The sequence below is a fragment of the Sphingobacterium spiritivorum genome (genome assembly GCF_016724845.1).
Classification (GTDB): Bacteria; Bacteroidota; Bacteroidia; order Sphingobacteriales; family Sphingobacteriaceae; genus Sphingobacterium; species Sphingobacterium spiritivorum_A.
The window spans coordinates 4,612,502-4,635,393 of the sequence record NZ_CP068082.1 but is presented as its reverse complement, the minus strand read 5'-3'; the positions used below and the strand labels follow the sequence as shown (position 1 = coordinate 4,635,393).

General features: G+C 37.3%; 28 protein-coding genes. 4 read left to right on the top strand and 24 right to left on the bottom strand.

The window, feature by feature from the left end; translation table 11 throughout:
- Positions 1 to 146 precede the first annotated feature (146 nt).
- Positions 147 to 545 carry a response regulator gene (locus I6J03_RS19740; RefSeq protein ID WP_003002467.1) on the top strand — a complete coding sequence of 133 codons (399 nt, stop codon included), beginning with the start codon at positions 147 to 149 and terminating at the stop codon, positions 543 to 545.
- A 25-nt stretch (positions 546 to 570) separates the two neighbouring features.
- On the opposite strand, the gene I6J03_RS19735 is transcribed toward I6J03_RS19740, so the two are convergent.
- The 21 genes from I6J03_RS19735 to I6J03_RS19635 all read right to left on the bottom strand — a co-directional run bounded on the left by I6J03_RS19735 (position 571) and on the right by I6J03_RS19635 (position 17,351).
- Entirely contained in the window at positions 571 to 1,146 is a 576-nt protein-coding gene (locus I6J03_RS19735; protein WP_003002470.1) for a hypothetical protein, read from the bottom strand.
- A gap of 3 nt (positions 1,147 to 1,149) precedes the next feature.
- On the bottom strand, positions 1,150 to 1,962 hold the full coding sequence (locus I6J03_RS19730; protein WP_003002474.1) for an SMODS-associated NUDIX domain-containing protein: 813 nt from the start codon (positions 1,960 to 1,962) through the stop codon (positions 1,150 to 1,152).
- Positions 1,959 to 2,843, bottom strand: a complete 885-nt coding sequence (locus tag I6J03_RS19725; RefSeq protein WP_003002482.1) for an ATP-binding protein — start codon at positions 2,841 to 2,843, stop codon at positions 1,959 to 1,961. The genes I6J03_RS19730 and I6J03_RS19725 overlap by 4 nt, the downstream gene beginning before the upstream one ends.
- A 2-nt stretch (positions 2,844 to 2,845) precedes the next feature.
- Positions 2,846 to 3,355: an HORMA-1 domain-containing protein gene (locus I6J03_RS19720; protein ID WP_034736833.1), complete on the bottom strand. Its 510-nt coding sequence runs from the start codon at positions 3,353 to 3,355 to the stop codon at positions 2,846 to 2,848.
- A gap of 5 nt (positions 3,356 to 3,360) precedes the next feature.
- A complete protein-coding gene (locus I6J03_RS19715; protein WP_003002487.1) occupies positions 3,361 to 4,344 on the bottom strand; it encodes a CBASS oligonucleotide cyclase in 984 nt (327 codons plus the stop codon).
- 427 nt (positions 4,345 to 4,771) lie between these two features.
- Positions 4,772 to 5,578 carry a PRTRC system ThiF family protein gene (locus I6J03_RS19710; protein WP_003002489.1) on the bottom strand — a complete coding sequence of 269 codons (807 nt, stop codon included), beginning with the start codon at positions 5,576 to 5,578 and terminating at the stop codon, positions 4,772 to 4,774.
- On the bottom strand, positions 5,578 to 6,300 hold the full coding sequence (locus tag I6J03_RS19705; protein ID WP_003002491.1) for a hypothetical protein: 723 nt from the start codon (positions 6,298 to 6,300) through the stop codon (positions 5,578 to 5,580). The genes I6J03_RS19710 and I6J03_RS19705 overlap by 1 nt, the downstream gene beginning before the upstream one ends.
- Positions 6,297 to 7,460, bottom strand: a complete 1,164-nt coding sequence (locus I6J03_RS19700) for a hypothetical protein (RefSeq protein ID WP_003002494.1) — start codon at positions 7,458 to 7,460, stop codon at positions 6,297 to 6,299. The genes I6J03_RS19705 and I6J03_RS19700 overlap by 4 nt, the downstream gene beginning before the upstream one ends.
- A 17-nt stretch (positions 7,461 to 7,477) precedes the next feature.
- Entirely contained in the window at positions 7,478 to 7,696 is a 219-nt protein-coding gene (locus I6J03_RS19695) for a PRTRC system protein C (protein ID WP_002978317.1), read from the bottom strand.
- Positions 7,697 to 7,707: 11 nt separating this feature from the next.
- Complete coding sequence (locus I6J03_RS19690; protein WP_003002497.1) at positions 7,708 to 8,325, bottom strand: PRTRC system protein E; 618 nt, start codon at positions 8,323 to 8,325, stop codon at positions 7,708 to 7,710.
- A 12-nt stretch (positions 8,326 to 8,337) separates the two neighbouring features.
- On the bottom strand, positions 8,338 to 8,520 hold the full coding sequence (locus I6J03_RS19685; protein WP_003002500.1) for a hypothetical protein: 183 nt from the start codon (positions 8,518 to 8,520) through the stop codon (positions 8,338 to 8,340).
- Positions 8,521 to 8,538: 18 nt separating this feature from the next.
- On the bottom strand, positions 8,539 to 8,880 hold the full coding sequence (locus I6J03_RS19680) for a hypothetical protein (RefSeq protein WP_003002502.1): 342 nt from the start codon (positions 8,878 to 8,880) through the stop codon (positions 8,539 to 8,541).
- 11 nt (positions 8,881 to 8,891) lie between these two features.
- On the bottom strand, positions 8,892 to 9,374 hold the full coding sequence (locus I6J03_RS19675; protein WP_003002504.1) for a DUF1281 family ferredoxin-like fold protein: 483 nt from the start codon (positions 9,372 to 9,374) through the stop codon (positions 8,892 to 8,894).
- 52 nt (positions 9,375 to 9,426) lie between these two features.
- Positions 9,427 to 10,500 carry a DUF932 domain-containing protein gene (locus tag I6J03_RS19670; protein WP_003002508.1) on the bottom strand — a complete coding sequence of 358 codons (1,074 nt, stop codon included), beginning with the start codon at positions 10,498 to 10,500 and terminating at the stop codon, positions 9,427 to 9,429.
- A gap of 44 nt (positions 10,501 to 10,544) precedes the next feature.
- Entirely contained in the window at positions 10,545 to 10,937 is a 393-nt protein-coding gene (locus I6J03_RS19665; RefSeq protein WP_003002511.1) for a single-stranded DNA-binding protein, read from the bottom strand.
- Positions 10,938 to 11,585: 648 nt separating this feature from the next.
- Entirely contained in the window at positions 11,586 to 12,836 is a 1,251-nt protein-coding gene (locus I6J03_RS19660) for a site-specific integrase (protein ID WP_003002515.1), read from the bottom strand.
- A 388-nt stretch (positions 12,837 to 13,224) separates the two neighbouring features.
- The gene (locus tag I6J03_RS19655; RefSeq protein ID WP_003002520.1) at positions 13,225 to 13,689 is read right to left on the bottom strand and encodes a cyclophilin-like fold protein; all 465 of its coding nucleotides are present in this window, start codon (positions 13,687 to 13,689) and stop codon (positions 13,225 to 13,227) included.
- A gap of 12 nt (positions 13,690 to 13,701) precedes the next feature.
- The gene (locus I6J03_RS19650; RefSeq protein WP_003002522.1) at positions 13,702 to 14,760 is read right to left on the bottom strand and encodes an alpha/beta hydrolase; all 1,059 of its coding nucleotides are present in this window, start codon (positions 14,758 to 14,760) and stop codon (positions 13,702 to 13,704) included.
- 11 nt (positions 14,761 to 14,771) lie between these two features.
- Positions 14,772 to 15,338 (bottom strand): sugar O-acetyltransferase, encoded by a 567-nt coding sequence (locus I6J03_RS19645; RefSeq protein WP_003002523.1) that lies wholly within the window; start codon positions 15,336 to 15,338, stop codon positions 14,772 to 14,774.
- A gap of 89 nt (positions 15,339 to 15,427) precedes the next feature.
- Entirely contained in the window at positions 15,428 to 16,255 is an 828-nt protein-coding gene (locus I6J03_RS19640) for a helix-turn-helix domain-containing protein (RefSeq protein WP_003002526.1), read from the bottom strand.
- Positions 16,256 to 16,598: 343 nt separating this feature from the next.
- Positions 16,599 to 17,351 carry an SDR family NAD(P)-dependent oxidoreductase gene (locus I6J03_RS19635; protein WP_003002529.1) on the bottom strand — a complete coding sequence of 251 codons (753 nt, stop codon included), beginning with the start codon at positions 17,349 to 17,351 and terminating at the stop codon, positions 16,599 to 16,601.
- A gap of 160 nt (positions 17,352 to 17,511) precedes the next feature.
- Between I6J03_RS19635 and I6J03_RS19630 the strand changes: the two genes are divergently transcribed.
- On the top strand, positions 17,512 to 18,093 hold the full coding sequence (locus tag I6J03_RS19630) for a Crp/Fnr family transcriptional regulator (protein WP_003002532.1): 582 nt from the start codon (positions 17,512 to 17,514) through the stop codon (positions 18,091 to 18,093).
- Between the two features lie 60 nt (positions 18,094 to 18,153).
- A complete protein-coding gene (locus tag I6J03_RS19625; RefSeq protein WP_236586204.1) occupies positions 18,154 to 18,738 on the top strand; it encodes an NAD(P)H-dependent oxidoreductase in 585 nt (194 codons plus the stop codon).
- 5 nt (positions 18,739 to 18,743) lie between these two features.
- Here I6J03_RS19625 and I6J03_RS19620 read toward each other — a convergent pair whose 3' ends face one another.
- The 3 genes from I6J03_RS19620 to I6J03_RS19610 all read right to left on the bottom strand — a co-directional run bounded on the left by I6J03_RS19620 (position 18,744) and on the right by I6J03_RS19610 (position 21,736).
- Positions 18,744 to 19,820, bottom strand: a complete 1,077-nt coding sequence (locus tag I6J03_RS19620) for an acyltransferase family protein (protein WP_201693927.1) — start codon at positions 19,818 to 19,820, stop codon at positions 18,744 to 18,746.
- 81 nt (positions 19,821 to 19,901) lie between these two features.
- Complete coding sequence (ybaK, locus tag I6J03_RS19615; RefSeq protein ID WP_003002540.1) at positions 19,902 to 20,372, bottom strand: Cys-tRNA(Pro) deacylase; 471 nt, start codon at positions 20,370 to 20,372, stop codon at positions 19,902 to 19,904.
- 290 nt (positions 20,373 to 20,662) lie between these two features.
- A complete protein-coding gene (locus I6J03_RS19610; protein WP_003002542.1) occupies positions 20,663 to 21,736 on the bottom strand; it encodes a class I fructose-bisphosphate aldolase in 1,074 nt (357 codons plus the stop codon).
- A gap of 297 nt (positions 21,737 to 22,033) precedes the next feature.
- On the opposite strand from I6J03_RS19610, the gene I6J03_RS19605 reads away from it, so the two are divergent.
- Positions 22,034 to 22,759, top strand: coding sequence for a DUF4397 domain-containing protein (locus I6J03_RS19605; RefSeq protein WP_003002545.1), 726 nt, complete (start codon positions 22,034 to 22,036; stop codon positions 22,757 to 22,759).
- Positions 22,760 to 22,892: the final 133 nt, after the last annotated feature.

Sequence of the window (22,892 nt, the reverse complement as noted above, 5' to 3'; positions counted from 1 at the left end):
GACGATAAGGAAGAACGCTCATGCCATAGGCGTGGGCGCTCGCTTATTCGTTGTCGGGTATACCAGTACCTCAATGTGCGGTAAGTGTAGTTGCCTGCGCTTTCTTTTTGTGCAGGGCTACATCAACTTTAAAAAAGTATGATGATATGGAAACTGGTACAGCACAACAAAAAATTACACTCGCCTTTATCAATGATAAAAGCCCAATTTTAGATTTCATTTGTAAAGACCTCATTGCTTCAGGAACTGAAGTCTTATTTCGTTCGGAAAGCATTGAAGATGGACTATCACAATTATCTTCATTAAATGAACTCCCGAAAATTTGTATTATCGACCTTGATTTTTACAACAAGAATGTTTTGGTTGAACTTCAAGAATTAAGAACAAAATATCCAACAATAAAACTGATTGCACATAGTGATATTGATGATAAAAAAGTCGGTAAACCTCTTTTAGACATTGGTTTTGCAGGTTATCTACTCATTGGTAGCGATGCAGATGATTTTAAAAGAGCCATTGACCAAGCTGTCTATAGCTCTAACTAATAATATGAATGTTATAACAATTATTTTACTTGAATATTATTTTATAGAGTTCAGTGATTAAACTCTCTCTTCTTTCAAAATCACAGTTTACCGTAAAAAAATGAGATTTAATACTTTCCAACGTAAAATCTTGATAGATATTTATTTCCTTATTGAATACAGTAAAGGTTTTACCATTTAAACTGTAAATATCTATACTCGAAAAGTCTGGTCTAATTTCTAAAAATGCTTTCTCACTTGGCCTTTTTAGTAAATAATCATATCTTTTTTTATCAGAATCCCATAAAACTTGATGACTCCTTACAAAGGATTTTGGAAACTTACTTTTTACAGCACTTAAGATTAATTCATCAAGCTCGTCATTTGTAAATAGCTCTTGTTTAGGATAATCTAATAATCTTTTTATCTGATTTGGCTCTGGATCATCGTTAAGCTTATAATCACTCGTAATTTGACGATCATAAATAATAACACCAATAGTAATTTCAACACCAAATTGGTTTGTTGAAACAACACTTATTTCTTTAACAATTTTCCAATCTTTTTGGTCTAAAAGTTTAATTGTAATTTGTTCGTTTGATTTGTTTTTATCAGTATTCATATATTATTCCCATTTTAAGTTTTGAGCATATTTAGTATGGGGTGAGATTTCAAACATATACTCCTTACTATTTAAACTATGTCCAAGTGTCTGTATCAAATCGTCAGTTACCCAAATAAATTTGTTTGATTCTTTTTCTAATTTTAGTTTTTCTAGAATTGGTAATTGTTCATTATTAATAACCAAATCAAAAATTTCAAAAATAAATATCCCTTTACCCCCGCTATCTAATTTGATAATTGGAGATTGAATCTTTTTTTTAAATTCATAATCAATGAAGCGAAATTGTCTCCAGGGTAAAATGTCTTCTGAGATTAATTCTTCACAAAACTCTCTCCATGGAGAAATTTCCCTATCCTTTTTTGAATCGAACCATTTAAGAAAAGAGATTACATTTTTTCCCCTAACATAAACTCTCAAATCATTTTTAGCTATTCCTTTTTCTGTTTCAAACTTTCTGTCAGGTTTTACTTCTAATTTTTCAAAAATAGCACTACTACTAGGTAATGTTTTATAACATCCACCTACTGGCTGATAATAATTTCTGGTTCTACTTTTTACTAGTAAATACTCATTGTCAACTTTAATTCTGTACAGATACGCAATTGATAAACGAAAATCTTTTTTGCGGTGCAAAATTTGAGTATTAATAATTAATATTAGTTGTTTATAATTATCTATTAACCAACCTAAAATCAATGTTATTAAAGAAATTATACCTGCTCTTGTAAATGGAGAATGCCAAAAATCATTGTCAAATAATCCAATAATAATAAGTAAAATAGGTATGGTATATTTTATGAGATTATCTTTCATATTATTTTTGGACTTGGATTTAATTGAATGATTGTTTCTTTTACCGATTCAAAGTCCAATGCTTTTGAAGGAAAACATTTAGATACTGCTTCAGGTAAGACTCTCAATCGAATGTCTGAAAAAGAAAAAGCTAAACCATTATTATGTTTTTCACCAGTTAAATCTGCTAAAGTTTCTAATTCTTTATCGTTTAATCCAATTTCTCCAATTGATTTTTCAAACAATTGCTTTCTCTCATCAAAAGTAGGTCTCTCAAATTCTAATATTATTGCAGCTCTTCGAATAATTGCTTCATCCAGAAAATGAAGTCTATTTGTTGACATGAATAAAATAGCTCTACCATTTAATTCTCTTAATTCGTCAATTTTTTGAATTAATGTATTAACAGCTGCCTTTTCTTCTTGATGCATTTGCATAGTTGACCTAGTTGAGGCTATAGCATCAGCCTCATCAATCAATAAAAATGCAATTCTTCTTTTTCCCGCTTGATTTTTTAATTCACTGAACGCATCATTTACCAAGTTACCCATTTGACCATGTAAACCTTCTCCTCTTACTCTTGTACTTAGTTTGAGAAAAAAACCGTCTTTTTTAAGTTCTCGTAACATTCTATCTGCAATTGCTTCAGCGGAAATTGTTTTTCCGGTACCTGCGTCTCCAGACAGTATAATTAGCGGATACTTCTCTTGAAGCTGAGAAATAATCGGTAGCTCTACTTTGTGAAACTTTTTACTCCATTCACTTAATCCTTCTTGATCAAGTAATAATTTTAAGTTAGAAAAAATTCTATCGAATTTTGAATCAAAACCAACTAAGTTCTTTGCTCTTTCTTGTATACCCTTGTTAGGTAATTCAACTATATTGTCAAAAATATTATTCATAGCTATTTGTAATTAGTTTTTTTTAATTCATATCCTTTGCTAGCATATAATTGAGCATTTGAACTTTGAAGACTGGGGAATGAATTATCAATAGAGGATGCCGTCCATGATAATTTAAAACCTTTTGAAAAATTTTCTTTTTCTGAAGCATTTAAATTTTTCCATTTTTGAGTATATGCCAAAATGACTGATAATCTTGTATTTGGAATGTCAGTCCAATCATTATTCTTACCTGCTCTTTCACTTTCTGTAGATGTTCCAAGAGAATTCACAATAAATTTTGAAGCTCGAATTACTCTTTCTGTCTCGCTGTTTAGTAATACAACATCAACTGAATATAAATATTCATTTTCAGCCAATAAAAGTATGTCATAGAATAGTTTATCAACATATTCCATTGTCCATTTTCCAGTTCTTCGTGCAATTGTTCTAATATCAGCTTCACAGCCTTCAAAGGTTTTTCTTATATCTAAAACTGTATAAGTGCTGGTTTTTGTAGTTGTTCCGTACATAGGCATTAATCTAAATTAAAAGTTGGTCCGAAAACACGTTTCCATTCTTGAATAGTGTCTCCTTTATTATTTTTTGATTCGGCAATATTTAAGGTATCAAAGGCATCTTCAGCTTCTTCAATAATTTCATCCCATTTGTTTTTATCAAGACGTTTCACAATATTGTTCTCTTTGTTTGTATTATCAGCAATGTAAATAGGTGAGTCATAATTGCCAGGAATTGATTTAATTGAATCTTTAAATTCAATTATGGGAAATGATGGATTACTTACGAATTGAAAGAATCGAATTACACCTTCTTCAATACTTTCTTCTATACCATAGTTCTCATCTAAATAAGCAACAATTAATTCAATTGAAAATGATGATAAACCTGGTTCGTTGTCTGTAGGCTGCAATTCTTTATAATTTTTCCACCATTTTATTGTTCTAACAATGGAGGTGTAAGATGGATTTTTTTGCCTTTTTTCTAGTGAAAAGCTTAATTGTTTACTGATACTTGTTATATATTTTTTTCCACCGCGTCGACTTGGCTGCCAAACATATTCGGCTATATCTTGTAGTGGAACAACAGGAACAATGTCAACTTGTAAACCTGTTCCACTAAAGGAAATTGTTATTGATTTTGTATTTCCTTTAGCATCAACATCTCTTTGAATATCCTTTTGTGGATATATACTTTTTAAATAAGAAACAATATAATCATATAATTTGGGTAGATCATTATGAATTTCTTTATCTCCAGAAATAAAGAGTACCAAATCTATATCTATAGGGTTTTCTCCAGTAGGTTTTAAAATTGTATGCTTTTTCCACGAACCAGCAATAATGTACTTTTGAACTTTTAATCCGTGACTATCATCTTCAGCAATTTTTTTTTCTAATTTTTCTTTCAAATTATTGATTTGATCTCTGTATTTACCCATATTTTCAGGCTGCAGTTTGATCTTCTCAATAAAGTTTTGTAAATCTTTATTTGATAACTTCATAATTTTAGTTTTTATACATCTTTATATATCAAACAGTTGCCCATTTATTTGGTTCAGACTTTTTGTCAGTTTAAGTTTGTTATTAGCTTAAATTGTCTACTAAATTCATATTGCTGCTAAGCTGCTAAATAGTAATTTTCTTCGAAATATTTCTATCCGAAAAACAGGTCATAAGCGATCATTAATCAGGCGACGTTCTTTTGCTTTTCTTTGATCGCTGTGTGGAAAGAAAAGAAGTCAATACTAAATACAGCAAATGGGATAGCGAATATCCCACGTAATAATTTAGCAATCTGTTTGGTAAAATGTAAGGAAAGGCAATTGTGTAGTGGTGCATTTTGACAAAGTGGTTGCATCCGCTTTAAACCGCAAAAATGCGTTTCCGACCGTAGCGAGGAATTGCATTTTTGCCACCCAAATTTTCGGGTCAGGCGACTTTTATCGGGTGGGTGCGGAAATCTTTCAGATTGTGAAAAAATCCCCTGTATTCGGTCATTCCTTTGCGAAACAAGTTCCACAATAACGAACAACCCATTTGTGTCAATGATGAATTGATAAACAAATCTTGGTGTTCCAACGCTTCGGCAAGTGAGCAACTTGGCGTGTTGTCCTCTTGTTCGGATTGCTTCAATAGTTCGCCAAATTCATCGGTAACAAATGGCAGGCTTGCCACCGTTTCGTACTTTTCAGAATTTGGTTGTTTTATCTCTCCGATAGTAGATAGTAGCACTTGTCCTGTATCTTGGCTGTTGCCAAAATCTAACCAATATTTTGGTTCGTCTTGATAATGTCTGCGGTAACTTATTTCTTTAAGAATTTCAGCAACACCAAACCTCGCCTGTACATTATCCACACAAGTAATGGTAATGGTTACCCTTGCTTTTTCGGGTGGTCTGCCAAAATTATCTTTTTCAAATTTTACCGTTTCGGCTTTCCAATTTGTTCCTGCCCAACGGTTACAACGATTGACTAAAGCAACGGATTTGTATAATCCTGTTTCACTTTCTGCAAAACGCTGTCTGCCCAAATTGGCACTCGTGATAACATCATCGTCCCAAAGGCGGACTTGTAACCCTGCGTGTCCCAACGCAATCAAACTTTCGTTTATTTCCATTAAAGCAGTCAATACTTTTGAGCCTGTGCCACCTGCCCCGATAAGGTTTACCGAAATCGGATTGGTAGGATTGAGCAGGTAATTATCTGTAAAATGAACTGCGGTTTTTGCTGTATTCATCACAATAGATTTTTAAGGATTTTGTTGTTCTTTTTCAATACTTCTTTAGGAAAGGGTTTATCGGTATTGATAAGGTCTTTCCAAAGGTTCACAATGTTTTTTTTCGTCAAGTTTTCGCATAATGAATGACTGAAATAGGACTTGAAAAAATAATGTTCCCAAGCCTGTAGAAATTCCTCAACCGAAGCCGAATTTTTAATATCAACACTCACCGTACCCATACAAACATTGCCTTTCTCGTAGATATTGAAGTAAGGTGCGTAATGCAATGGCGTTTTCTCGGTGGGTCTTCTGTCGCTTGCCAAAGCAAATAACGTAAGACTGCTTTTGCTTGCCAACCAAAGCATTGGCGGTACTTGTGCCATTCCGCTGGGTATGCCCAAACTATCCACAAAATACAGTTTCCGTTGCTGTGTTTTGGTGTACCAAAGTACCGTACCTTTTTCCGCATTTGGATTGATGTGTAAGATATTGGTCGGCAAAATTCCTTTTGGTTTTAAAAAAGCTTGGTTCTTTTCTTCATCGGTCTGTAAGGACTTTGCTAAAATATTGGCTTCTTTTACAGTTAATGGATGGGCATTGATAGGCGTTCCGTTGATGTCCATATCAAAATGCTCAACATACATATCGTTTTCAGTTCCTTTGGTTTCATAGAAAACCAAAGCAGATTTCGGATGGTACAATGTGCCAAAATGGTCTGTTATATCTGTTGTTGTATTCATTTTTCTATCGTTTTGTATTCGTATAATATTCCACTCAAATCATTCAATAAACCAAACAAACGGTTCTCAAAATCAAGATTGGCTGTTGGTATTTCGCTTCCGTCAAATCGCTTGGAAATAGTAGGTTCTTCCATTGCTCCGTACTCGTTAAATTCATTGTTGATGGTATCTGAAAGGCTTTCGTATAACCAGCCTCTGGTATCTGCAATAAATGAAATGTACTTTTCCATTCCGATTACTTCATTTTCGTCATCATCATAAGGGTCTTTTTCGGGCAATGTTGCGTTGCTGAAAATAGTGGTGTTCGGATATTCTGTACAAAGGGCAAACGCATTACAAGCCACTTGCCAACATTCCTTGTCGAACATATCAACACTTTTAAATCGGTTCAAACGCTGTTCAAATACCTTTAGATTAGTTCGATTAAATAGCTTTTGTTCTATTCTATCGCCAATGTATTCGGCATTTCTCAACTCACGTTTGTAACTTTCCGTTTCGTCCGTTTTCTCGTCCTGTTCCACCCAATCTTTGTGCATTTCATATAACCAATACAGATAGCTGTCTTCCTGTCTGTAATACGGCACATCGGCAATATGGTACAGATAACTACATACTGATAATAGAAGCGGTGCAGTCTTTTTACGCTTCGGGTCTTTGAGCATTTGAAATAGTGGTATAATTGGAATATAATACAAGGTCGTACCCACATTGTACCTTTCCTCGCTTACGAAAAAGGTTTTCTTACTGTCCTGTACCAATTTGAAACTATCCCAATTTTTGTTGGTACGTTTTACTTTGGTTTCCATATCCCACATAGCCAATACGATATTGTAGGGAAAACCAAAATCCTTGGTCTGTGTTGCCTCAATGTTGTAATGCTCGGCAAGTTGGGAAAGGGACTTGTAAAAATCCCTCTCCGTTTTCTGACAAGCCTGTACGGATTTTGCTGTTTTCAGTTTTGGCAGAAACGTACACTTTAGAATACCATTGGTAGCATTGCTATTGGTACGGATTTCTGCTTGTCTTTCTGCACTTGGTTTGCGTCCTTTGGTCTTTGTAGCCAATTGGCGAACTCGCCCAACTGTCGGTGCAATTGCCGTTGTCGTTTCTGTTCGGGTATGCTGATAGTTCCCGATATGATGTTGCGTTGCATAATTCATTGTTTTAAAATTTTGGTTTAACCTTTCGTTCCCATTACGCTCTCAAATTTGTACTCGACTGCATCGTCTTTTATCTGCGGTGCAGATGCTTTTGCCGTAGTCAAAATCGGGTACATATTGGCGTAAAAATTCATTACGGCTTCCACGCTCCAACGTGGTTCGGGGTCGGTCAGTCTTATGTCCTGTCCTTTATCTTTGAGTATAAAAACTCTTTCTAATTGCGTTGCTAATAACATAATGTTCTGTTTTAATGATTACTATTCTTTTCATCTTCGTCTGTTTCATCAATAGGATAATCGGCAGTAATTTCTTGCTCTATTGGTGGTTCGGGTTTTGCTTCGTCCATTGCTCCGAAAAGGCTCGGTGTTGCGAATTTGTCGGATAATGCTATTTTGCGTTTGCGTATCTCGTCTGCTTTTTCGGGAAACTCCGTTATATCGGGAACTTTTATCCACGCTTCACGGAATTTGCCCTCTTTCTCCAACTCGTCCGCCTTTGCCATTGCATCTTTAAACTTCTTGTCTTTGACTTCTTTTTCTTTTTTCTCTTTTTCGGTTTTTGCTTTCTCGATTGCCGATTGTGCTTTGGCTTCATCAAGTTGCTTTTGAAATTTCTCCATATCCACCATTAAGCCCGATACCTTTTGTATAGGTGTGGTTATCTGCTCAAAAAATCCCTCGTCAAACTCCTGGGGTGTGGCGTTAAAGGTCAATGGTGGAATTAGATTTTTTGCACTATCTCCGCATTGTTCGTTATTGAGCAATACTGTTACAATTAGGTTGCTTTCTATTCCTTTTGAAATGTTCAGTTGTAATACTCCTGTAAAGTCCAACTGCTGTATCTGATTGAAAAAATTGGTGTTCATCGTTCTTAAATTTTAATTGTTATTACTTTTTTCTTTTTTAAGTTTCTCGTGCATATCTGCCCAATATTCCTGTCTTTCCTTGTCTGTTTCTGTTGGTGGGTGGTGCTGATATTCTTTATACCAACCTGTTTGTTGAATAGCTTTTATGAGGTCGGTAACTTCAATCCAATTCCCTTTTTTATCTATGATTTTCATCGTACTTGGCTTTAAGTGTTATTTGCTGATTTCCGCTATTTGGTCAATCCTGCCATAAATGATACTTCTAAGACTTGTTTTATCGGGAGCGTTGTATTCTGCCCAACTACCGTACTGCTTTACGATATAGGATTTTAAAACATCCTCAAATCCAAAGCGATAACCCATAAGCGGTACAGCTCTTTTGAAATAGGCGTTTCGGTTTACTGCTTCTGCAAGCCAATTTTTTTCGGCTCGGTTCAATTTTTCGCCTTTGTTCAGTTTTTCCCTTAATAAGTAAACCTTTGCATTTTGCAGGGGTGCCAATTCGGGTACATCGTGGCGTACAAACTTTGTGGCTATTATTGTTACTATTTCCATTGCGGTAGATTTTAAGGTTGCTGATTTTTGATTTTTCGTTCCAACAAGGTTTCCAATATCTCGTAATCACTTTCGTAAATTTCTCCTTCGAAATGGTAGGTGTCCGTTTCTTCATCAAACCCGTATTGTTCAAAATCTTCGTCTTCCAAATAAATATCTGTGAGTAGCTTGTCATAAAATGTTGCCCTACCATATATAAGATTGCCCATTTCTTCATAATCCTGTGTAAAGTTCACTTCGTAATGTTCCGCTATCTTTTGAATTACTTCTATATTGGGCGACCATTTTGTTTCATACTGAAATTGCCCTTCATCGCCTTCATTCCAATAGATATTGAAGAAATAACCACCATTATTTTTAGAAATAAATTCGGGTAGTTGCCCTTCTTCGGTTTTTTCTTCCTTTTCCTTCATTGATTGAAAAAGTTCCTGTATTGCTGTGATTGTTTCGGGTTTCCCCTCGAATACAACTGTATTACTGCACCAATTTGCCATAACTTTTGTTTTTAGTAGGCTACCACCGATTAAAGCGGTAGCCTGTTGTTATTTAATTAAGGTTTAGGATTTCTGCACCATCTAAAGCAAAACCATTACACAATTCAAATGCTTTCTGTGATTTGAGTTGAGCAGTGCCACCCAATACAATGCTCTGCAACTTGGCTTCATCATTCTTGTAATTTCTTACGTTCTGATAGTAACCTGTAACCGCATTATAAGCTCCGAACAATGTTCCTTTTGTCGTATCCATTTGTTGGGTGTCGCTTATCATTGCGTATGCAAAAGCATCTTCAACGGTGTTTTTGAACACGGTGGAAATTTCATCTTCTGCACCTTTTTTGATAAGGTCAAGCGTTTCCTTATTCGGGCAAAGTGCCAATTGGATTAGCTTTTTAACCTCTTGGTCCGTTACCTTTACTTTTGCCCATTCGTTGAAAATACTCTCCAATTGATTGCTTAATGTGTTGGCAAGTCCCATAATCTTGTGAGCGTTCTCGATACGTTGTTTTGCTCCCGAAGTGTGTTTGATACGAACAACATTGGTCATACTGCGTAAAGATGCATTCAGCGTGTTTTGGCAAACAATACGGATAGGCGTAAATGCGGCTGTGATGCTTCCGCTACCATCGTGCGAAGTGGTAAGGAAAATGTACTTTTCTGTAACATCATCGCCATTGCCTACACGAATATAATCGGGCAATTTGGCTGTAATAAAAATGCGTTCTCCGTTGCCTATTGCTCCTGCGGTTTCGTACAGAATGCCCTCGTCACCGCCTACAATAGCATCAAAGAAATTAAAGGCTTCACGGTTTTGTACGATATGGTAATCCTTACCGACTACGCCCAATACGGCATTGTTATCGGTGCGTATGTTGGCGAAATAGTTAGGTACTTCCAATTCGCTACTGCCTATCTCTATACCGTTGGTGGTTTCGATAATGCCCGAACCTTTGGTAAATAGTGGGGATTTTACGACTTCGTAATCTAATCCTGCGTGTTTGATAGCTTCCTCGCTTGTTGGGTATTGCTCCACGATTTGCCCTAAACCGTGCCACGCTTTTTGCTGAACGCTGAAAAATGAATAACGTCCTGTTCTCTCGTTGAAATTGATATTATGTGCCATAATGTTTAAAATTTTGATATAAAAAATGGATTGAATGTTCTTGATTAAAATGGAAGGTCGTCTTCTGTACCTTTTCCTGCTGTACTGTTGTTTCCTGTTTGTGCAGTAGCTTGTACGCTTTCGGTTCTCTTACTACCTCCGTGCAATTTGATTTGTGAGGTGTGGAAATTCAGACCTGCTCTTGGCTCTCCATCATTACCTGTCCACGCTCTTGTACTTACTCGTCCCGATAGTTCTACCAAAGTGCCTTTTGTGAGTAGCTTGGCTACATTCGGGGTTATCCAATAGGAGCAGTCGAAATAGGTTGTTTGCTCTATGCGTTCGCCTTGCTTGTTACGGTAGCTGTCGTTGGTCGCTACTGAAAAATTTACTACTTGTTTGTCCTGTGACGTTGTGCGTACTTCCGCATCCCTTGTCAGTCTTCCTGTGATGTTCATATTCTTTAATTTTTAGTTATTGATTTTGATTTTTTTTAGATTTATTCGGCAATGAGAGGAGGTGCTGTTTCGTTTCATTACCATTTCCAATGTTTTTAATTTTCGTATCTGACATTTTTTTTATTCGTTTAAAGAGCCGGAGTATGCTATGTTTCGTTTCACGAGCATAAAAGGTTCGTGTTTAGCATCACCAAGGTTTTGGAAAAAAATACTACCCAACGGGTGGAGATTATTTTCCAAACTTGCTTGACCTTTGTGATGCGTTAAGAACACGGAAATACCTTTGCTCTTGAAATGGGACAAAAAGCATACGGGTCTTTGGATAAAAATGAATGTGGAAGCTAAGAAGATGGCATTGAGAAATGGTTTACAGTGAATTGAAATAACACTTCCAATTCGCTGAATTTTTAAAACACTTTTTTAAAGCGGTGGGGCTATCAAAGCCACACTAATAGAGGATTAAAAAATTGTATTTGTGTGGGAGGCGTAGATGGCAACATTTTTTAATCTTCTGTTCCAGAAGTAGCCGAAAAGCTCTTTTACAGAAAGGGAATAGCAGAGCGAAGTAAATGTGCTTTGGCTATAAAATATGGGCATAAAAAAAGCAGAACCGTTAAGTTCTGCTCGTAATTATCAAATTGTGATTAACTATATAACCTGTAAAAACGCTTCTTCAATCTCCTTAAATTTAGGAGCTACCAAATCCATATCCTTACTAATCTTTTGGCTGGTAATTTTAGCATAAATCTGTGTAGTAGAAATATTTTTATGCCCCATCATTTTACTAAGGCTTTCAAGGGGAACACCTTCTGTCAAAAACATCGTTCCAAATGTGTGTCTTGCGGTGTGAAAAGTTACTTTTTGTTCTGTAATAATTTTAGCTTTTTCAATTAATTTGCCAATGTGAGTATTGCAGGTTACATTGGTTGGAACTGGAAAGATAAACTCATTACGAGTGCTACCGAGGTATTTTTCTATGATACGTTTTGGGATTTCCATTAACCGAACATTAGAAGCAATATCTGATTTTTTTCTTCTGCTGATGATCCATTGATGGCCATCGAAGAAAGACTGAATATTGTTCCTTGTTAGTTTTTTAATATCCGCATAAGCAAGTCCGGTAAAACAACTGAAAATAAAAAGATCTTTTACAAGCTCATACCGTGGGTGGGGCGGTGCACACATCATCAGTTTTTCTACATCTTCTTTAAGAATATAACCCCTGTCGGTTTCTTCCATATTAATTTCATAATCTTGAAACGGATTATCACGTATCAAACCTTTTTTTATAGCCAATTCTACCAGACTTAGTACGGGCATCGTGTAAACCCAAACCGTATTATGTGTAGATTGTAAATCGTACCGAAGATAAAAATCGAATTCCCTAATAAAATCTCCAGTCAATTCCCGAAAGGCCATATCATCACGATGATAGCGTTCTTTGATAAAAGTGGTAAGATGATTATAAACCGTGATGTACTTGTTGTAGGTGCTTTGTGAACGTTCTTCCTTGTCAACCAATTTTTTAAAATCCTCATTTTTATCGTTAAAGACTTTTAGAATTGCATCATCCATTACACCAACACCCAAGAATGAGAGCTTTACTTTTTGGGAAGTAGCAAAGCCCTCGTGTTTCAGCATATCTTCATAAATTTTGTCGATACGCCCACGTATGTTATCCAACTTTTTATTAATATTTAAAGCTGTTGCGCTTTTGCCCTCAACTCTTCCATATTTTAGATCCCAATTGCTAGGGTCAATTTCTAACTTTGTCCCAAAAGTTTTAGGTGTTCCGTCAATGGTAATACGTGCCATAATTGGAGCATTACCATTTTTTTTTAGTTCGTTCTTTTTCAAGTAGAAAAGCAGTTTGAACGTTGATTTTTTTGTCTGCGTCATAACTCAAATGTTTAATGTTTAAAATTAATTTACATTGAGTTACAAGGAAATATAAAAATAAGTGCAAAACACTGAAATATAACCGTTTAAACTAATAAGGAACCTCTATTAATCGGTAACGAATTAGTAACTTAACTTTGTCATTTCAAACCCAAAACCTATCAGACACCGAGTTCCAAATAAAGACTACTTCTTTATAAAACATTGTATAGCAACGGATTTAATCGTTTTGCTTAACTTTGCTTTTTACTAATCTTTTTTTTCTAAAATACAGTATTTTTCTTCGAAAACTGAACTTAGAAAAGAATATCATTATTCATGATGTTACGTGAATTGGCGTTCCTGTTGAATATAGGAATTTGAGCTGACTATAATTATTTTTCAATGCTTATTCCATTTCAAAAGTAACGGTCACATTCCCTGAACCCAATGCGGTTGCCAAACCCGTTACATCATCTACCGCACCTAATTTCGTGTAGCTGTACGATGTTGAAAAGGTCTTGTAAAACAGCACCAATGTTTTTGAACCGTACAACATTAAATCCCCGTTTTTGATGGTTCCGGAATTGGATGAGTTGATCGGCAGGCTGTTCGGGAAGTCATAATATTTCTCATTATTATTCAGCTCAACCATATTAATGGTTAAGGGCAGCATTTCTTTAAATGCTTTTGCTGATTTGTCGTCCAATAATGTAGCTGTAAAGGTTTGTGAACCTATCTTTATTTTGATTTTACCATTTGCCAGAGGAGTAATATTTTCTGTGTTGCCATTATCATCATTCTTATCGCAGGACGAAGCACTGCATACAATCATTGTCATAAAAGCCACAACCATCAAAAAAGAATGTTTCATAGATAACCCATTTTATTTCAAATTGTCTTTAAGGAATGTTTCCAACTTACCAAAAGGAATAACATCAATCTTGTCGTACAAATCGACGTGTACCGCATTGGGGATAATCATTAGTTCCTTTGGTTCTGCTGCTGCCTTAAAAGCATCTTCGCTGAAATAACGGGAGTGCGCTTTTTCTCCTGCAATGACTAAAAGTGGTCTTGGCGAAATCTCTTTGATATACGTCAATATCGGCATATTCATAAACGACAACGCATTAGTGGCATTCCACGCACCCGTTGAATTAAGGGAACGCTCGTGAAAGCCTCTTGGTGTACGGTAATAGTCGTGGTATTCCTTTACAAATTGCGGTTCGTCGCCTTTCAGCTTTTCAGGATTTAATATTGCGCCGGATTGGAATGTTCCTGCTTCGGCATCATTCCAACGCTGTTCGCCCAACTGTTCCAATGTTTTTGTGCGCTGCTCCAATGTAACGGCATCATTATAACCTTTTGACATTACCCTCGTCATATCGTACATACTGGTAACGGCAACGGCTTTTACACGTTTGTCAATGGCAGTAGCGTTTAGGGCAAAACCGCCAAAGCCACAAATACCTATGATACCGATTTTCTTGCGATCTATGTTTTTTTGTATGCCGAGATAATCTACTGCTGCGCTGAAATCCTCCGTATTAATATCGGGCGAAGCTACGGCACGGGGTTCGCCGCCACTCTCGCCCGTATAGGACGGGTCAAATGCCAGTGCGACAAATCCACGCTCTGCCATTTGATTGGCATACAATCCCGAAGATTGTTCTTTCACAGCCCCGAATGGTCCGCTAATGGCAAGTGCCGCCAATGACTCGCTGCCGGGATTTTTCGGGGTGTATAAATCGCCTGAAAGCGTAATGCCATAGCGGTTTTTAAAGGTTACTTTTTGGCGGGTTACTTTATCACTCAACTCAAACGTGTAGTGTTCTGTTTTTGCTGTATCGTTCATTTTCTCTGAATTTTTATTGTTTGTATTCTGTATGCAGGATTGCCCTAAAAGCATCAGGCTTAATAATGCTAAAACTGATAGTATTTTCATATCTCTCCATTTTAAATTGACTTAATGATTTTTGCAGGAATACCGCCTACAATCGTATTATCGGGGACCTCTTTTGAAACGACCGCACCTGCGGCTACTATGGCATTTTCGCCAATGGTTACACCCTGCATAATGGTAGCACCTGCACCAATCCAGGCATTCTTTTTGATGTGGATATGCCCGGTGGTCAGCGTTGCCCTGGTTCCGGGTGTTACGGGGTGTCCCTCGGACAGCAGGCTGACCTTTGGCGCTATCAGTACATTGTCTTCAATAGTGATACCGCCCAAATCAAGAAACACGCAATCGAAGTTGATGAATACGTTTTTACCGATTTGGGTATGCCGACCGTAGTTAATATGTAGTGGTGTAAATACGGTTGTGGTTTCGTCAATCCCGCTTCCTGTAATTTGGCTTAATAAACTTCTCACTTCGTGCGGCTCGGCTGTGCCGTTCATTTGAAGCAATAATTTCTTTGTATCGTAACAGGCTTGTCCTATTTTGGAATATTGTGGGTCGCTGAATGGTACGCTTTCCCCATTACGTAACCGTTCAAATATATCTGTCGTTTCTATTTCCATTGCCTAACATTTTATAGTACAAAGGTAAAAACAAAGCCTTACAACGGTTTTGCTGTAAGGCTCAAATTACTTTTCTGTAAGGCTCAATTTTATATTTCTGTCGGTGGGATGCCGTATTGCTTTTTAAATGCAGTAGAAAAGTGGGAAAGGTTTTTAAAGCCAACTTCCGTATAAACTTCCTGTACTTTTTTCTTTTCTTCTTTGAGTTTGATGTAAGCCATTTCCAGACGTTTATTGATTAGCCATTTTTGCGGTGTGAGGCTGCTTATCTTCTTAAAATCCCTTTTGAATGTTGCTAAACTTCTTCCGGTAAAAGCTGCGATTTGTTCCATTGAAAGTTCCTGCATATAGTTTTCATTAAGGAACTCCAACAGGTCAATTTTCCAGGGGTCGGCAAAATCAAAAAGTATCGGGTAGAATTGCTCCGAACTGTTGAGCAAAGCATAAATTCCCTCCAATAGTTTTAAATGGGTTACGCCCTCTGTTGGTTTTACATTGCTGTCAAAATATGGCGTAAGCGACTGGAATAAACTTTCTATTGCGGGGCTTGGCTTTAGTTTGAATATTTTTTTATCGGATATAGGTACATCTTTGGGTATATCCGCTTTATTCATCTTGCTGTAAAACTCCCGCAAAACATTCCGTTGAAACGTCAGCGAAATACCTTTGTAGCAATCTGCGCCCTTACTGTTTTTGAACATTTGCAGGCGATTATCCCTCCTGATGAATGCGCATTCTCCCGCCTTTATTATGGTCTTTTTATTCCGGTCAACAATAACCTGTTCGCCCGAATAGATATATACCAAAACGTGTTCGGGCTTGGAGTGTACACAGTGTGCGCCATATTCGGAAAAGCACGAAAGGAAAATTCCCGAATAGCTTAATGTGTCGTATTTATCTTCTTGCTCTACATTCATAACCTGCTGATATTATTCCTGTACAAATTTAGAAATTTTGTGCCTGCTTTGCTTTTCTGAAAGGTTCATTTTGTTTTGCTGTGAGGTTCACTGTAAAATTAGTGATTTCGACTGCGTGTGTATCTTCTTTTCATCTTATTGAAAGTAATTTTTGCTCTGGTTTTTTCCTGTTTCCAACCGAGAAAGGTGTTTTTGTGTTTTACACTGTTTATTATTGCGTTTAGCGATTTTAGATTCTCTGTTTTATACGGCATAATATAAAAACAGCTGTAAATCATTTATTTACAGCCGTTTTTATATTATTATTCTTTGCAGTATTTTTGGTGAAAATGTATTTAAAGGATTAAACAGCAGTATAACCGCCATCTACGAGATAGTACCCTCCTGTCATAAAGGACGCTTTATCAGAGCTTAAGAACAGGACTAATTCAGCTACTTCTTCTGCTTCCCCCAAGCGTCCCATCGGATGCTTCGCACGCAAGGTTTCCAATTGTTCTTTACCCAGATGTGTGGTCAGCAAAGGTGTCATGATATATCCGGGACCGACTGCATTACAACGTATATTCTTCGGACCGTATTCGGCACCTATGTTGCGGGTCAATCCTACTACAGCATGTTTGGACGCTGTATAGGCTGATGACATGGGTGCAGCGACCATACCATGTATGGAAGCCATATTGACTATAGCTCCTCCTCCGTTTTTCTCCATAGCTTTTAACTGGTATTTACATCCGTAAAATACACCGTTAAAATTGATATCAGTAACTTTTTTCCAATCCTCCAGTCCATAGTCTCCGCTTAATGCAGCTGCACCACCTATACCCGCATTATTGCAGGCAATATCTAATTTTCCGTATTTTTCTATTGTTGCATCTACAAGAGCCTCATTTTCTTCTGCAGACGAAGTGTCTGCCTTAACAAAGAAGGCTGTGCCTCCGGCCTGGACAATCGTATCTACCGTTTCCTGACCGGCTTTCTCATTAATATCTGAAACGACTACTTTTGCACCTTCTTTTCCATAAGACAAAGCTACAGCACGACCAATTCCTGATCCTGCTCCGGTCACAATAGCTACTTTATTATCTAAAATTCCCATGATAAATTAATTTTAATGAATACATACAAGTTACGATTTTGCTAACAGGCGTTTGTCTTATGAATGTCTGATTCTAAATAAAAGTCTCAAAAAATAGATTTTACGCCAATTTGAATAATAACTTATCACAATACTGTATATTTATCTTTTGGATATTAGTATGCAGTCAGATATTACAATCAGTTCCTATTTAGAAAGTTTTCAGCTTTTCACCGCTTCTGAAGTGGATGTGATTGCCTCTCATTTCAAACCTAAATCGCTAAAGAAAGGAGACTATTTTATCCGGGAAGGTAATTATTCGAGTGAGGTTGCACTGGTTGTCTCCGGAATTTTCCGCTCCTACTATCTGAATGACAATATGGACGAAATTACCTATTGTTTTCGTTTTCCTGAGGAATTGCTGGCGGCCTATTCATCCCTTATTCAGCAGACTCCCAGTCTGGAAAATATACAGGCGATTTCCAATGCTGAGCTTTTTGTGATCAGTGCTGATGATATCAGAAAACTGGATGATCTTTATCCAGGCTGGATCAGGTTTCAGAAAATGATTGCCGAACAACAATATATTGAACTGGAACAACGTGTTTTTCAATTGCAACGTCAGCAAGCTATCCAACGTTATACCAGCTTGCTTCAGAATCAACCTGACTATATACGCCTTATACCTCTTCAATATCTGGCTACTTATCTGGGTATAACACAGCGGCACCTTAGTCGTATAAGAAGGGAAATTGTTTTTTAGGACATTTGTCCTGTGCAGCCTGTTGTTCTATATGGTATTTTTGTACAAACAGCAGCCATAATGTCAAAAAATAAAATCCTTATCATCAATGCTCATCCGAACAGCAATTCCTTCAATGCAGCACTTACGGAAGCCTATAAACAGGGTGCGCTGGAGTCCGGAGCTCATGTTGAGGAAATCATAATATCGGAATTAGAGTTTAATCCTAATCTGCAGTATGGATACCGTCAGCGAATGGAGTTGGAACCCGATCTGCAGGAGGCCTGGCAAAAGATTCTGCAAGCCGATCATATCGTATGGATTCATCCGGTATGGTGGGGAGGTCTTCCGGCCATCAGCAAAGGGTTTATAGATCGCTTATTTCTTCCCGGTATGGCTTTTCAGTATCGTCCCGATTCCGTTTTTTGGGACAAATTGTTAAAAGGAAGATCGGCTCATATCATTACGACATTAGATCAACCGGGATGGTATTACCGTCTTTTCTTCGGTCGCCCCAGTGTCAATCAGTTAAAGCGCTCCGTCTTACAGTTTTGCGGAATCAGTCCTGTAAAAGTGACTTATGTAGGTATTGTAAAGACTTCTTCGGATGCATTGAGACACAAGTGGCTGCAAAAAGTGAAAAAATTTGGCCTGCACAGAAAATAAAACCGCTATTTACGCATTATGCGGCTTAAATATCTTCGTACAGGAATGTCGTATATAATCATTGTCAGGTACGCAAATAATACCAATAGTATAACACATAGCGGTATGATATAAAAAAGCTGCTCTGTACTCGGCTTGTATTGCGTATAATAGTGAGCAAACACCCATATTCCCCAATAATGAGTCATATAGATCGGATAGGATATCTGTCCCGAAAAATTACAGATCTTTTGTAAGGAAGGTGAAAGAAATGCCCCTGCGCCCAGAGAAACAAGCAAGGGGAAATATAAAAGTACAACCAGAGATTCTGCCAGCCAGTTCCATGAGGTGAACGGCATCATAAATGGCAATATCAGCAAAATACTAAGACTTGCAAAGCCTAGTTTGGAATGTAGAATCCATTTGGAACGATGAATAAGTAAACCTGCAAGAAAGGAATAGGCAATGCGTGCGCCGCCTTCCCAAAAATTTCCTTTTCCCCATCCGCCGGAAAGGCCACCAGCGGTATAACTGACATAACATAAAACACCTGCTGCCACAACGGTTAACAGGATAAGGAATGTTCGTCTGATGCGGGACAGAAATAAAGCATATACAATGTTAGCTATATATTCCCAAAAGAGAGACCATGCCGGAGCATTCAGTCCAAACATGTTATACACCTTATCTTTCATTACCGGAAACGGGATAAGAACCAGAGTGAAGACTATAATGAGGATCATGCGACTGGTAGAAAGAACTTCTTCAGGTCCGGTAAAAGGATCAAAGAAATAGCCTAACAGACCCAGTATACCACCCAGAATCACTAAAGGATGCAGACGTATAGCTCTGGAAATAAAAAACTGCTTAAGTCCCATTTGATTAATACGATCATCATAAGCATAGCCTATTACAAAACCGGACAAGCAAAAGAAGAAATCTACAGCCAGATAGCCGTGTCCTACTATATTATCACTAAAATCGCTGTAGATCCATTCCAGAAAATGGAAGATCACGATGACCAGTGCGGCCACACCTCTAAGTCCGTCCAATATGGCGTAATGTCTTTTTGAAGTGGCTAAACCTGCAGGAGAATTAAACATAAGGTAATGATAATATCAATTTATACTTTATAATTATGGCTTTATATCATTGATAATGTGGCTATATATAAAAGCCTGAAACTATATCAATTCAGCATATCGGGCATTCGTAACCTTTACCAGGTCCTGCGGACTCAGGATAATCTGCAATCCTCTTTTTCCCGCACTGATACTAATAGAAGTCTGCTCCCGGACAGATTGTTCTATGTAAGTCGGAAATGCTTTCTTCATTCCGATGGGCGAACAGCCTCCCCGTATATATCCGGTCAGTGTCTGTATATCTTTTACAGGGATCATTTCGCAATTCTTATTACCGGAAGCCTTCGCTATTTTCTTAAGATCAAGTTGTGTATCTCCCGGAATTACCGCGACAAGATATCCTCCAGTATTCCCTTTTAAAACTAAGGTTTTATATAATGATTTAGGATCGAGACCCAATGATTCTGCGACATGACCAGCACTTAAATCGTCTTCGTCTACATCATATTCGCGTAATTCATAATGGACCTTAAGCTGATCCAGCATCCGGACAGCATTGGTTTTATTTGACATGTGTGTTCCTTATTTTCCGGACGTGAAGATAATAATTTTAACAGAAAGTCAACCTTCCGTATGGGAATGCTTTTGTATCATTCTTTATATAATAGTAATCTGCATTATATGTTATATTGAAAAATGTAGGCCTTTAACCGTAATAATCGTAGTTATCCGGATTTGTTAATGGTTTTCATCTGGCGATGAAGATACTCCGGTAAAGATCAGAGATAGGATTAAAGAATAGAAATCCCCTGATCGTGAATCAGGGGATTTGAACGTTTTGCTTATATAAACCAGCTATTTACTTAAGCTATCGTAATGTCCTCAGAAAGATATACATCCTGTATCGCATGTAGAAGCTGTATGCCTTCGTTCATTGGTCTTTGAAACGCTTTTCTGCCGGATATCAATCCGGTTCCTCCAGCTCTTTTATTGATAACTGCAGTTTTGACTGCATCCGGAAAATCATTTTTGCCTGATGCACCTCCCGAGTTGATAAGTCCTGCACGACCGGAGAAGCAATTCAATACCTGATAGCGGCAAAGATCAATAGGATGATCTGAAGCCAGTTCGGTATACATGCGTTCATCAAGCTTGCCATAGCTGCTGCTGCCCATATTGAGGACCTGATAACCTCCGTTTAATTCCGGTAGTTTCTGTTTAATGATATCTGCCTGTATCGTTACTCCCAGATGATTGGCCTGCCCCGTCAGATCTGCCGAAAGGTGATAATCCTTTCCGCCGGTCTTGAAGGCATCATTGCGCAGGTAACACCACAGGATGGTCGCCATACCCAGACGATGAGCTTCCTCAAACGCTTTTGCAACTTCCACAATCTGTCTTCCTGAATCATCTGATCCGAAATATATTGTTGCTCCTACTGCCGCGGCTCCAAGATTCCAGGCTTCGCGAACTGTTCCATAGAGGATTTGCTCACTTTTGTTGGGATACGTCAATAACTCATTATGATTTATCTTGACAATAAAGGGGATCTTATGTGCGTATCGGCGTGCAACGGAGCCTAATACACCAAACGTAGTGGCAACGGCATTACAACCTCCTTCTATTGCGAGTTTTACAATATTTTCGGGATCAAAATATAAAGGATTTGCAGCAAAGGATGCCCCGGCACTGTGCTCTATACCCTGATCAATCGGTAAAATGGATAAATATCCGGTATTTGCGAGACGTCCATGTCCAAAAAGCTGTCCCAGACTGCGGATCGTTTGCGGATTACGGTCAGAAATGCCATATACCTGATCGATAAAATCGGGCGATGGCAGATGAAGTATATCTTTGGCAACAGCTTTACTCTCATAACGGAGTAATTCATCAGCTTCAGTGCCGAGGTAAGTAGTAATTTGATCAATTATAGCCATAATATTTTCTTTTATGTTAAAACCATTGAAATGCTTAAATGTTTGTTGCTTTCCTGTTCGTATTCCTGATTACCGAACATGATAAATTTATCTTATCAATTTGAACATTCGCGATATTCTGAAAAGCACCGAACTTACTCTTAACAAACTATTCTTTAGCAATTTACATCTTTAAAAAATGAAATAAATATAAAAATTTAAAAAATCTGTAGCTTTTCGATTCTTCGTTTCGTTTTATATTCCAAAAGAGAAAAAATAACTGAATTCCGGTAAACGGAAATCTAAACTTTAGAAAACATGAAAAAAAATACATTTTATCTAATGATCTGCTTTGTATTAAGTAGCTTTTTACTTAGCAGCTGTCTGAAAGACGATGATAACAATTATATTGACATTCCTGCTTGCGGTCTGACTATGATCAATGGATTTTCAGATGCTCAGGGCATTGTTTATTATGCTGATCAGCGTGCTGTCCAGAATCCGTATTTTCCATTAATGTATAAAGGTTATGATTGGGTCGGACTATTCACAGGAAACCGCAATATTATTGTAAAAGGAACTCAGGATCCTAAAACATTGGTCGATACTACATTTGCAGTGAAAGACAGTGTTTATTATTCTTCCTTTACTTATGGTACAAAAGATAAAGCAAAACACTTTATTACGGAAGATAAAAAGATCACTCTTGCACCGGCAACGGATAAACCGGCTGGTCTTCGCTTCTTCAATTTAGTAGATATGCCTGGCAAAGTGTCTCTGCAGATCGGTGATGCGGCTGTGAATGATAAATTTAAAGACAGAGTTACCGAAACTCAGATCTCAGCTACTGCTAATCAGGTTTTTGTGTCTCAGGCTAGCGGTACTTTCAAATTATCCGTAAAAGATGAAACCGGTACAGTACTGGTAAGCAGAGACGGAATCAAATTAGATCCGGACAATTATTATTCTATTATTCTTGTCGGTAAGAAAGATAATACCAATACCCCATTATATATTGGTGTGGTAAAGCAGGCTGTAAACTAGCATAATTTTTTCCTTTATATACGTAGAAGGCCGGTTGAACAGCACATGTTTAATACGGCCTTTTTATTTTATAAAATTCTGCGTTAGCATTTATTTAAGAAAATTTTCTACCTTTGCAACAGCAACTCAAAGC

Excerpts from the sequence above, each read along its gene's own strand:
- I6J03_RS19740 (WP_003002467.1), top strand. The coding sequence starts at position 147 with ATGGAAACTGGTACAGCACAACAAAAAATTACACTCGCCTTTATCAAT.
- I6J03_RS19735 (WP_003002470.1), bottom strand. The coding sequence starts at position 1,146 with ATGAATACTGATAAAAACAAATCAAACGAACAAATTACAATTAAACTT.
- I6J03_RS19730 (WP_003002474.1), bottom strand. The coding sequence starts at position 1,962 with ATGAAAGATAATCTCATAAAATATACCATACCTATTTTACTTATTATT.
- I6J03_RS19725 (WP_003002482.1), bottom strand. The coding sequence starts at position 2,843 with ATGAATAATATTTTTGACAATATAGTTGAATTACCTAACAAGGGTATA.
- I6J03_RS19720 (WP_034736833.1), bottom strand. The coding sequence starts at position 3,355 with ATGTACGGAACAACTACAAAAACCAGCACTTATACAGTTTTAGATATA.
- I6J03_RS19715 (WP_003002487.1), bottom strand. The coding sequence starts at position 4,344 with ATGAAGTTATCAAATAAAGATTTACAAAACTTTATTGAGAAGATCAAA.
- I6J03_RS19710 (WP_003002489.1), bottom strand. The coding sequence starts at position 5,578 with ATGAATACAGCAAAAACCGCAGTTCATTTTACAGATAATTACCTGCTC.
- I6J03_RS19705 (WP_003002491.1), bottom strand. The coding sequence starts at position 6,300 with ATGAATACAACAACAGATATAACAGACCATTTTGGCACATTGTACCAT.
- I6J03_RS19700 (WP_003002494.1), bottom strand. The coding sequence starts at position 7,460 with ATGAATTATGCAACGCAACATCATATCGGGAACTATCAGCATACCCGA.
- I6J03_RS19695 (WP_002978317.1), bottom strand. The coding sequence starts at position 7,696 with ATGTTATTAGCAACGCAATTAGAAAGAGTTTTTATACTCAAAGATAAA.
- I6J03_RS19690 (WP_003002497.1), bottom strand. The coding sequence starts at position 8,325 with ATGAACACCAATTTTTTCAATCAGATACAGCAGTTGGACTTTACAGGA.
- I6J03_RS19685 (WP_003002500.1), bottom strand. The coding sequence starts at position 8,520 with ATGAAAATCATAGATAAAAAAGGGAATTGGATTGAAGTTACCGACCTC.
- I6J03_RS19680 (WP_003002502.1), bottom strand. The coding sequence starts at position 8,880 with ATGGAAATAGTAACAATAATAGCCACAAAGTTTGTACGCCACGATGTA.
- I6J03_RS19675 (WP_003002504.1), bottom strand. The coding sequence starts at position 9,374 with ATGGCAAATTGGTGCAGTAATACAGTTGTATTCGAGGGGAAACCCGAA.
- I6J03_RS19670 (WP_003002508.1), bottom strand. The coding sequence starts at position 10,500 with ATGGCACATAATATCAATTTCAACGAGAGAACAGGACGTTATTCATTT.
- I6J03_RS19665 (WP_003002511.1), bottom strand. The coding sequence starts at position 10,937 with ATGAACATCACAGGAAGACTGACAAGGGATGCGGAAGTACGCACAACG.
- I6J03_RS19660 (WP_003002515.1), bottom strand. The coding sequence starts at position 12,836 with ATGACGCAGACAAAAAAATCAACGTTCAAACTGCTTTTCTACTTGAAA.
- I6J03_RS19655 (WP_003002520.1), bottom strand. The coding sequence starts at position 13,689 with ATGAAACATTCTTTTTTGATGGTTGTGGCTTTTATGACAATGATTGTA.
- I6J03_RS19650 (WP_003002522.1), bottom strand. The coding sequence starts at position 14,760 with ATGAAAATACTATCAGTTTTAGCATTATTAAGCCTGATGCTTTTAGGG.
- I6J03_RS19645 (WP_003002523.1), bottom strand. The coding sequence starts at position 15,338 with ATGGAAATAGAAACGACAGATATATTTGAACGGTTACGTAATGGGGAA.
- I6J03_RS19640 (WP_003002526.1), bottom strand. The coding sequence starts at position 16,255 with ATGAATGTAGAGCAAGAAGATAAATACGACACATTAAGCTATTCGGGA.
- I6J03_RS19635 (WP_003002529.1), bottom strand. The coding sequence starts at position 17,351 with ATGGGAATTTTAGATAATAAAGTAGCTATTGTGACCGGAGCAGGATCA.
- I6J03_RS19630 (WP_003002532.1), top strand. The coding sequence starts at position 17,512 with ATGCAGTCAGATATTACAATCAGTTCCTATTTAGAAAGTTTTCAGCTT.
- I6J03_RS19625 (WP_236586204.1), top strand. The coding sequence starts at position 18,154 with ATGTCAAAAAATAAAATCCTTATCATCAATGCTCATCCGAACAGCAAT.
- I6J03_RS19620 (WP_201693927.1), bottom strand. The coding sequence starts at position 19,820 with ATGTTTAATTCTCCTGCAGGTTTAGCCACTTCAAAAAGACATTACGCC.
- ybaK (WP_003002540.1), bottom strand. The coding sequence starts at position 20,372 with ATGTCAAATAAAACCAATGCTGTCCGGATGCTGGATCAGCTTAAGGTC.
- I6J03_RS19610 (WP_003002542.1), bottom strand. The coding sequence starts at position 21,736 with ATGGCTATAATTGATCAAATTACTACTTACCTCGGCACTGAAGCTGAT.
- I6J03_RS19605 (WP_003002545.1), top strand. The coding sequence starts at position 22,034 with ATGAAAAAAAATACATTTTATCTAATGATCTGCTTTGTATTAAGTAGC.